This is a genomic window from Mesorhizobium sp. M5C.F.Ca.IN.020.32.2.1, assembly GCF_004023105.1.
GTDB lineage: Bacteria > Pseudomonadota > Alphaproteobacteria > Rhizobiales > Rhizobiaceae > Mesorhizobium > Mesorhizobium wenxiniae.
This window is the reverse complement of record NZ_RZSX01001329.1, coordinates 1-1,108: the sequence shown is the minus strand read 5'-3', so window position 1 is coordinate 1,108 and position 1,108 is coordinate 1. Positions and strand designations below refer to the sequence as shown.

Here is a 1,108-nt window from a genome sequence, read left to right as displayed (position 1 = left end):
TGATGATGGGGCGGCTGGGTCCGGACACGCTGGCCAGCGGTGCGCTCGGCGCCAACCTCTATTTCATGCCGCTGATCTTCGGGCTCGGGCTGATGCTGGCGACCTCGCCGATGATCGCCACGGAACTCGGCCGCCGTCGCCATTCCGTGCGCGATCTGCGCCGCACCGTCCGGCAGGGCCTGTGGCTGGCGATCCTCATCTCAATCCCGATCTGGATATTTCTCTGGTACGGCGAGGCCGTGTTGCTGGCCATGGGTCAGGAACCGGCGCTGGCACATCAGGCCGGCATCTATCTGCGCTGGCTCGAATGGGCGGTGCTGCCCTTCTACGGCTATATCGTCCTGCGCTCGTTTATCTCGGCGCTGGAACGGCCGGGTTGGGCGCTGGTCATCGTCTTCGTTGCCGTCGCGAGCAATGTCTTCTTCAACTGGGTGTTCATGTTCGGCAATCTCGGCGCTCCTTCGATGGGCATCGCCGGGTCCGGCCTCGCCACCACGCTGTCCAGCACGCTGATGTTCGTCGGCATGGCGGCGGTGGTGATGCTTGAGCCGAAGTTTCGCCGTTATCAGCTGTTCGGGCGCTTCTGGCGGGCCGACTGGCCGCGCTTCAAGGGGCTGCTGCGGCTCGGCCTGCCGATCGCCGGCCTGCTCGCCTTCGAGGTGACGATCTTCAACGCGGCAGCCCTTCTCATGGGGCTGATCGACGCTGCCTCGCTTGCAGCGCATGCCATCGCCATCCAGATCGCCTCGATCAGCTTCATGGTGCCGCTCGGCCTCAACCAGGCGGCGACGGTGCGTGTCGGGCTCGCCTATGGCGCCGGCAATCCGGAAGGGGTTTCCCGCGCCGGCTGGACCGCCTTTGTCATCGGCGTCTCGTTCATGGCGCTGATGGGGCTGGTGATGATCCTGTGGCCGCAACTGCTGATCAGCGCCTTCATCGATCTTGGTGAACCGGCCAATGCCAGGGTGATCGGGCTTGCCGTGTCGTTCCTGGCCTTTGCCGCGCTGTTCCAGATTTTCGACGGCGCGCAGGCGGTTGCCGCCGGCATGTTGCGCGGCCTGCACGACACCAAGGTGCCGATGATCTATGCAGCGATCGGCTATTGGGG

Annotated in this window: 1 protein-coding gene; it reads left to right on the top strand. The window is 65.1% G+C overall.

What is annotated here, in order from left to right; genetic code table 11:
- Positions 1–1,108 (top strand): MATE family efflux transporter (locus EOA86_RS35720; RefSeq protein WP_164892371.1); only part of this gene is annotated, 1,108 nt, incomplete at both ends.